General features: G+C 69.9%; 7 protein-coding genes. 4 read left to right on the top strand and 3 right to left on the bottom strand.

The window, feature by feature from the left end; all coding sequences use genetic code 11:
- The first annotated feature begins 76 nt into the window (after window positions 1–76).
- The 3 genes from D7Y13_RS34960 to D7Y13_RS34950 are packed head-to-tail and all read left to right on the top strand — an operon-like array spanning window position 77 to window position 5148.
- A complete protein-coding gene (locus tag D7Y13_RS34960) occupies window positions 77–862 on the top strand; it encodes a TetR/AcrR family transcriptional regulator (RefSeq protein WP_120537652.1) in 786 nt (261 codons plus the stop codon).
- A complete protein-coding gene (locus D7Y13_RS34955) occupies window positions 859–1971 on the top strand; it encodes an efflux RND transporter periplasmic adaptor subunit (protein WP_120585839.1) in 1113 nt (370 codons plus the stop codon). Before D7Y13_RS34960 ends, D7Y13_RS34955 begins: the two co-directional genes overlap by 4 nt.
- A gap of 54 nt (window positions 1972–2025) precedes the next feature.
- Window positions 2026–5148 (top strand): efflux RND transporter permease subunit, encoded by a 3123-nt coding sequence (locus D7Y13_RS34950; RefSeq protein ID WP_233595975.1) that lies wholly within the window; start codon window positions 2026–2028, stop codon window positions 5146–5148.
- 69 nt (window positions 5149–5217) lie between these two features.
- Here D7Y13_RS34950 and D7Y13_RS34945 read toward each other — a convergent pair whose 3' ends face one another.
- A complete protein-coding gene (locus D7Y13_RS34945) occupies window positions 5218–5967 on the bottom strand; it encodes a hypothetical protein (RefSeq protein ID WP_120585840.1) in 750 nt (249 codons plus the stop codon).
- Between the two features lie 44 nt (window positions 5968–6011).
- Here D7Y13_RS34945 and D7Y13_RS34940 point away from each other — a divergent pair, with 44 nt between their 5' ends.
- Window positions 6012–6623 (top strand): DUF2378 family protein, encoded by a 612-nt coding sequence (locus D7Y13_RS34940; protein WP_120585841.1) that lies wholly within the window; start codon window positions 6012–6014, stop codon window positions 6621–6623.
- Window positions 6624–6639: 16 nt separating this feature from the next.
- Here the strand turns inward: D7Y13_RS34940 and D7Y13_RS34935 are convergent, their stop codons facing one another.
- Complete coding sequence (locus D7Y13_RS34935) at window positions 6640–6999, bottom strand: hypothetical protein (protein ID WP_233595976.1); 360 nt, start codon at window positions 6997–6999, stop codon at window positions 6640–6642.
- A gap of 270 nt (window positions 7000–7269) precedes the next feature.
- Window positions 7270–7473 carry a cold-shock protein gene (locus D7Y13_RS34930; protein ID WP_120537647.1) on the bottom strand — a complete coding sequence of 68 codons (204 nt, stop codon included), beginning with the start codon at window positions 7471–7473 and terminating at the stop codon, window positions 7270–7272.
- Window positions 7474–7625 lie beyond the last annotated feature (152 nt).

The following is a 7625-nucleotide window of genomic DNA, read 5'->3' as shown; positions in this document are numbered from 1 at the left end:
CGCCCCCCGGATTCCTGACCCGGCGGTCAGCCACGGCTGTTCTATTTCTGACCGGCGGGTTAGGAATGCGGGCGCCATGTCCCGCCCCGCCGACCCGAAGGCCCGCAGCGCGCTCATCGCCGCCGCGCGGGCGGAGTTCGCCCGTCGGGGGGTGAAGGGCGCGCGCGTGGGCGACATCACCGCCGCGTGCGGCCTGTCCAAGGGCGCCTTCTACCTGCACTTCCCCTCCAAGGAGGGCCTCTTCGGAAGCCTCGTGGAGGCGTTCGTGAAGGAGCTGGAGCGGGTGAGCCTGAAGCGCCTGACGTGCATGGAGCACTTCCGCGCGGAGCACGGCCAGCCGGGCCCCGCGGACGTCGCCGCGTGTTCGGAGCGCTACCAGCACTTCCTGCGGATGGAGGCCGCGTCCGACCTGGAGATGCTGGAGCTCATGTGGGAGAGCCGCGAGGTCGTCACCACGCTCATCGTCGGCAGCCAGGACACCGCCTTCGAGTCCGTCATGTGGGACCTGGTGGACCGCGAGGTCGACCGCATCTCCCAGGAGTTCCGCCACCTGCAGGGCCACCACGGGGAGAGCCCGGACGTGGACCCTGGCCTCTTCGGCTCCTTCGTCGTGGGCACCTACCTGCTGCTGGCCCGTCAGATGGGGCGCCTGACGCACAAGCCGGACCTGGCCTCCTGGGCCACCGGCATCCAGCGGCTGATGCACGAGGGCACCGCGCCGCGCAGCAAGCCGCTGCCCTCGTCCCAGACGCTGCTTGCGCCGCCCGCGCCCGTCGCCGCGCGGACCCCTTCCACGCCTTCCACGCGCCGGCGTCACGCCCGCGCGGCCAACCCGCATCGCCCGCCAAGGAAACGCCCGTGAAATCGTCCACGAAGCCCTTCGCTTCCCGTGCCTTCGCCGCCGTGGGTGTGGCCGCCGCGCTGTCGCTCACCGCCTGCGACAAGGCGGACGCCGCCGCCGCGCCGCCCGCCGCCGCCGACAAGGCCGCCACCGCCAAGGCCCCCACGGCCGTGAAGGTCGTCACCCCCCGGGGCGAGCAGGCCTCCGCGTCCGAGGAGGTGACGGGCACGCTGTTCCCCGCGCAGGGCCTCCAGGTGGGCTTCGAGGTCGGCGGCCGGCTGGAGTCGGTGCGCGCCCAGAAGGGGCAGGCGGTGAAGAAGGGCGACGTGCTCGCCCAGCTCAACCCCGAAATCGTCGACGCGCAGGTGGCCGGCGCGGAGGCCGCGGTCGCCGCCGCGGAGGCCGGTGCCTCCATGGCGAAGGACGCCGCCGAGCGCAGCGAGAAGCTCAGCGCGGGCGGCGGCATCAGCGAGCAGCAGCACCGCAGCGCCTCCTCCACCGCCGCGCAGGCCCAGGCGCAGGTGCTGGCCGCGAAGGCGCAGCTGGCCCAGGCCCGCGCGGCGCGCCGCCGTCATGATTTGAAGGCGCCCTTCACTGGCACGCTCATCGAGTCCCCGGACCAGACGGGCGCCACGGTGGCCCCGGGCACGCCGCTCTTCACGCTGGAGCAGTTGGACACGCTCGTCTTCCGCACCACGGTGCCGGAGTCCTCGCGCGCGCTGCTCAAGCCCGGCGTGAAGGTGCGCGTGGTGTCGCTGGGCGGGGGCGCGGCCACCGACGAAGCGGTGGTGCGCACCATCCTGCCGTCCGCCGACCCGAACACCCGCCGCGTGCCGGTGGAGATCGCCGTGCCCAACGCGGATGGCCGCTTCGTGGCCCACACGCTGGCGCGCGCGATGCTCAAGCTGGGCGAGCTGCGCGACGCCCAGGTGATTCCCCTGACGGCGGTGTCCTCCTCCAACGGGGACCACGTCCTCGTCGTCGACGACGGGGCGCTGCGCCGCGTGGACGTGCAGGTGCTGGAGCGCCGCGACCGCGAGGTGGTGGTGCTGGCCGCGTCCGTCCTCCAGCAGGTGGTGGACTACCCGACGCCCGCCCTGACGCCCGGCACCCGCGTCTCCGTGAAGTAGCCACTTCGCGCCCCTTTGCGCCGCGGCCGGTCCGCGCGGCGATGCGAGTCCTCCATGCTTCTCAGTGACGTTTCCATCCGTCGGCCGGTGTTCACGGCCATGCTGTCCCTGTTGCTCGTGGTGCTGGGGCTGATGGGCCTCAAGCGCCTGGGCACCGACCTCTACCCGGACGTCAGCTTCCCCATCGTGGTGGTCAACACCGTCTACAAGGGGGCGGGCCCGGGTGAAATCGAGACCCAGGTCATCAAGCCCCTGGAGGACGCGGTCGCCGGCATCAGCGGCGTGGACAAGATCCACTCCTACAGCCGTGAGAACCTGGGCACCGTCGTCGTGTCCTTCACGCTGGGCACCAGCCTGGACACCGCCGTGCAGGACGTGCGCGACAAGGTGGGGCAGGCGGTCAACAAGCTGCCCACGGACGCGGATGCCCCCATCGTCAGCCGCATCGACCTGTCCGCCACGCCCATCCTCACCTACGCCGTCTCCGCGGACATGCGCTCCCAGGCGCTGCGCAAGCTGTTGGATGACCGCATCAAGCCCGCGCTCGCCCAGATTACCGGCGTGGCGGAGGTGCGCATCACCGGCGGTGACGTGCGCGAGGTGCAGGTGGACATCGACCTGGACAAGGCCCGCGCCGTGGGCATCACGCCCGCGCAGGTGGCCCAGCGCATCGGCACGGAGAACCTCAACCTGCCCGCGGGCCGCCTCCAACTGGGGCCCAATGAGCTGACGGTGCGCTCCATGGGCGAGTTCCGGAGCGTGGAAGACCTGCGGATGCTGCCCGTGGCCCGCAGCAGCACCGGCGCCCAGGTGCGCCTGGAGGAGATCGCCACCGTGACGGACGGCGTCACCGAGCGCCGCACCACCGCGCGCCTCAACGCCCGCGACGCCGTGGTGCTGGAGATCGTCAAGCAGCCGGGCTCCAACACGGTGGCCGTCAGCGACGCGGTGAAGAAGACGCTCGCGCAGATGACGCCGGTGGTGGGGCAGGGCTTCCAGGCGACGCTGCTCATCGACCAGTCGGAGCTCATCCGCGCCAACACCCACGAGGTGTGGATCGCCATCATCTTCGGCGGCCTGATGGCGGTGCTCATCATCCTGATGTTCCTGCTGGACCCGCGCGGCACGTTCATCTCCGCGCTCGCGCTGCCCACGTCCGTCATCGGCACGTTCTTCGTGATGTACGTGCTGGGCTACTCGCTCAACCAGATGACGCTCCTGTCGCTGTCGCTGGCCATCGGTCTGCTCATCGACGACGCGGTGGTCGTGCGTGAGGCCATCACCCACCGGCTGGAGCAGGGCGAGGACCCGATGAGCGCCGCGTCCAACGGCACCCGGGACGTGGGCCTCGCGGTGCTCGCCACCACGCTGTCCCTGGTGGCGGTGTTCATCCCGGTGGCGTTCATGCCCGGCATCGTGGGCCAGTTCTTCAAGCAGTTCGGCATCACCATCTCCGTGGCGGTGACCATCTCGCTGTTCATCTCCTTCACCCTGGACCCCATGCTGTCCGCGCGCTTCGCCAAGGCGCGCAAGCCCGGGGAGGTGCACCAGGAGGCCGCGGTGTTCCGCGGGCTGCGCCGGTTCCTGGAGGGCACGGAGAACACCTACGCCCGCATCCTGGGCTGGGTGCTGAAGCACAAGTGGACCACCGCGGGCCTCACCCTGCTGGCGCTGGTGCTGTCGTTCGGCGCCGCCAGCACGCTGGGCGCGGAGTTCATGAGCGCGGAGGACCGCTCGCAGCTCATCGTCGAACTTCAGTTGCCAGACTCCTCCAGCCTCGCGCAGACGACCGAGCGCGCCGCGGAGGCGGAGACGCTGCTCAAGCAGCTCCCGGAGGTCACCGACATCTACACCACCGTCGGTCCCAACGGAGACGTCTACAAGGCGCGCATGCGCGTCCTCACCGTGCCCAAGGAGGCGCGCACCAAGGGCATCCCCGTCCTCAAGGAGGAGGCCCGCGCGCTGCTCGTCCCCAACCTCGTCTCCACCGCCATCACCCTGTCGGATCCGCCGTCCATCGAAGGCCTGGGCGACTGGTTCCCCATCATGGTCCGCGTGGTGGGGCCCGACCTGAAGCTCGTCAACGAGGAGGCCGAGCGCATCGCTGGCATCCTGCGAAGCCTGGGCACGTCCGACGTGCGCGTGGACACCAACCCGGCCAAGCCGGAGCTCCAGGTGCAGATTGACCGGGCGCGCGCCACGGACGTGGACCTGTCCGCGGCCTCGCTCGCCATGCAGCTGCGGCTCGCCATCGACGGTGACGTGTCCGCGAAGCTGCGCGAGGGCACCGACGAGACGGACATCCGCGTGCGGCTCCAGGAGCGCGACCGCGCCAACCCGGAGCGCGTGCGCCAGTTGATGGTGTCCACGCCCCGGGGGCTGCGCCAGGTGACGGACGTGGCGAACGTGTCCCTGAAGGACGGCCCCAGCATCATCGAGCACGAGAACCGCGAGCGGCAGGTGGCCGTCGTGTCTCAGCTCGCCAAGGGCGCCGCGCTGGGTGACGTGGCCGCGCAGTTGAAGGCCGCCATCGCGGCGAAGCCGCTGCCTCCGGGCTATGCCATCGTCTACGACGGGCAGATCAAGAGCCTGGATGAGCAGAACGACGCGTTCGGCGCCGCCTTCGGCCTGGCGTTCGTCTTCATCTACATGGTGCTCGCCAGCCAGTTCGAGTCCTTCAAGCACCCGTTCACCATCATGGTGTCGCTGCCGCTGGCGCTCGTGGGCGCGCTCTTGGGACTCGTCGTCACCAACTACCACCTCAGCCTGGGCGCGATGATTGGCGTCATCCTGCTGATGGGGCTCGTCACCAAGAACGCCATCCTCCTCATCGACGGCGCCCTGCACCACCTGCGCGAGGGCGACTCGGTGGACGAGGCCCTGCTCAAGGCCGGCCCCCGCCGCCTGCGCCCCATCCTGATGACCAGCGCCGCGATGGCCATTGGCATGGTGCCCACCGCCGTGGGCACCGGCACCGGCTCCGAGTTCCGCGCCCCCATGGCCATCGCCGTCATCGGCGGCGTCATCACCTCCACCTTCCTCACCCTGCTGGTGGTGCCGGTGGTGTTCGCGGCCATGGAGAAGCTGTCCTTCCGCCGCAAGCAGCCCCGGACGCCCGGCGGCACGCTCGCCACGCCGTCCGCGGACGTGCACGCGGCGCCCGACCGCGCGGCCTGAGGCAGCCGGTCCGCCGAGCATCACGGGGCGCGAGGGGAGTCTGCCTCGCGCCCCGTCGCATTTCCGGCCTCAGCGCACGTACAGCGGCACCTGCGCGGCCCGGACGCGCAGGCGCAGGGACTGGCCCTCCGGCGTGTCCGGGAAGAGGCCGCCCCACGCCAGCGTCAGCCGCTCCCCCACGGGCTTCCACGCCAGGTGCCCGCGCATCCGCACGGGCTCATAGCTGGACCGTCCTGCGTCCAGGTGGCGCGCGTCCGGCAGGCCGAACACGGTGTAGTAGGTCAGGTCCGGGGCCTGGGCCTCCGCCAGCCGGTGCAACCCGCTGGGGACGACGCAGGTGACGTCCGCGGTGTGCCAGTCGCCCTCGCGCCCCAGCTCCACGGACAGCGTGCGGAAGCACATCCGGGCCGGCGGACAGCCCATCTCCCCCGCGGTGAGATAGTCGTAGTCCAATCGCACAACCTGAAGCATCTCATTGATGTCTGGGTATCCCTGGGTAGTGAACCCCCAGGCACTGCCGTCCGCTTTGTAGGAGCGGATGCCGTAGGCCCCGTAGAAGACGTTGTACCAGGGGCTCTCCGGGTCGAAGTACGAGGAGCACGCCGCGCCCGCCGGGAAGTCCCCCATCGTGAAGACGACCACCAGGTCGAAGGGGTGCTTCAGCGTGAAGGCGTCAAAGCACTCCCGCGCCACCTCCCCCAGGGAACCCGGCACGGTGGGGACCGGCGTGGCGACCCCCGCGTGGGTGAGGAAGTCGTCGCGTCCCGGCAGCGGTGTGCCGCGCATGGCCAGCAGGGCCAGTTCCCGTTGCAGTCCCATGGGGGTGCCTCGCGTGAAGTCCGTCCGGCGCCTACAGTATCCCCATGCCCGAGAAGCTCGTCTTCGAGCACACCCTGGAAGGGCTCTTCATCCGTGGGCTGGCCGGGCAGATGACGCCGGTCCTCCGTGAGCGCCTGCGCACCGTGGGCGTGGACTTGGACCGCAAGCTCCAGCCCGCCTACGGCTTCAACGTCTGGTGCTCCGCGGTGCGCGTCTCCGCCCGGCTCCTCCACGCGGACCTGCCGGACGAGGTCGCCCTGGCACGTCTGGGGGAGCGCATGGTGGATGGCTACCGGGCCACCCTGCTGGGGCGGGCCCTCTTCGGCGTGTTGCAGCTCATGGGGCCCCGGCGCGGTGTCTCACGCGCGCAACAGATGTTTCGCTCGGGCAATAATTATACACAGACGCGGATGAGGGAGCTGTCACCCACGTCGCTGGAGCTGTGGATGAACGAAGCGGGCTTCATCCGCTCCTTCACGCAAGGCGCACTGCTGGCGGGATTGCGCGCCACCGGCGCCGCGGACCCTCGCGTGGAAGTGCATGCCTTCACCGACGCGGATGTCACCTACCGTGTGTCTTGGAATGACACGGACGCGGGCACCCGTCTCCGGACATCAACGCCAGGAGACGGGGCCTCGCGGGGTCCGCTTCGGTAGCCGGGTCGCGGATGCTTCAGCGACCGGCGGCCGCGTGGCCTTCATTCGTGAGCGACAGCCGCACGCGAGCCTTCGCCAGCTGGCTCTGCGCTTCCTCCAGGGACACACAATCCACCGTGATGTCGTCATTGGGGGAGGCTTCCGACGCCACGCGGGCCGTCTGCAGCCGCGCGATGGTGGAATCCGACACGTGCGCGCACATCACACAGCCATTCTTGCGCCCGTGGCTGATGACCTCGGAGAACAGGTTCGCCGATTCCGGCTCCAGCGGGCGAAGCCCCCGCATGTCCGCCAGCACCAGGTGCCGCCCTCCGCCGTAGCTGTCCGTGGCCTTCCGGTAGACAGCCACGTACTCCTTCATCTCGTTCGGCCGCATGAAACCGCTCATGCGGGCAGTGATCGTCCGACGGCTCACATCGTTGGTGACTTCGAACATGGTGCGCCCCTCCCTCGCGGATCAAAGCCTAACAGACGTCTATGTGACTTTGTACAGGCCCCCCCTGCGATTCTCCTGGCGCTGAAGGGTTTGAAAGGAATTGCGTGTTTTTCCTTCTCGGCAGGTTGTAAAAATGAAGAAGCCCGGCCGCGCGCACGCGAGACCGGGCTTCCGGAGCCGGGCAGGGCCCGGAGTGGCTTGGGCGACCGCTCAGGCGGCGCGGACGTTCTGGGCCTGCAGACCCTTGGGCCCGCGGGTCACTTCGAACTCCACCTTCTGGCCCTCGGCCAGGGTGCGGAAGCCATCCATGTTGATGGCGCTGTGGTGGCAGAACACGTCCTCGCCACCGCCGTCCTGAGTGATGAAGCCAAAGCCCTTCGCATCGTTGAACCACTTCACCGTACCAGTAGCCATGAATCGTCTTCTCTTTGTGGGTGGGGCGCGGCACCCCCGCCCTGGGGCGGCGGGTCCTCTCGAAATGTGAGGGCCTGAGTGCGACTCCCAGTCTGCCCTCCGGGGCGGGGTGGGTGGAAGCCCCCCTGCCCACCAGCCAACAGTTCGACGGG

It is taken from the genome of Corallococcus praedator (assembly GCF_003612125.1).
GTDB classification, from domain to species: domain Bacteria; phylum Myxococcota; class Myxococcia; order Myxococcales; family Myxococcaceae; genus Corallococcus; species Corallococcus praedator.
The sequence above is the reverse complement of the archived record's forward strand: the minus strand, read 5'-3'. Positions and strand labels throughout refer to the sequence as shown.

Excerpts from the sequence above, each read along its gene's own strand:
- D7Y13_RS34960 (WP_120537652.1), top strand. The coding sequence starts at position 77 with ATGTCCCGCCCCGCCGACCCGAAGGCCCGCAGCGCGCTCATCGCCGCC.
- D7Y13_RS34950 (WP_233595975.1), top strand. The coding sequence starts at position 2,026 with ATGCTTCTCAGTGACGTTTCCATCCGTCGGCCGGTGTTCACGGCCATG.
- D7Y13_RS34945 (WP_120585840.1), bottom strand. The coding sequence starts at position 5,967 with ATGGGACTGCAACGGGAACTGGCCCTGCTGGCCATGCGCGGCACACCG.
- D7Y13_RS34940 (WP_120585841.1), top strand. The coding sequence starts at position 6,012 with ATGCCCGAGAAGCTCGTCTTCGAGCACACCCTGGAAGGGCTCTTCATC.
- D7Y13_RS34935 (WP_233595976.1), bottom strand. The coding sequence starts at position 6,999 with ATGCGGCCGAACGAGATGAAGGAGTACGTGGCTGTCTACCGGAAGGCC.
- D7Y13_RS34930 (WP_120537647.1), bottom strand. The coding sequence starts at position 7,473 with ATGGCTACTGGTACGGTGAAGTGGTTCAACGATGCGAAGGGCTTTGGC.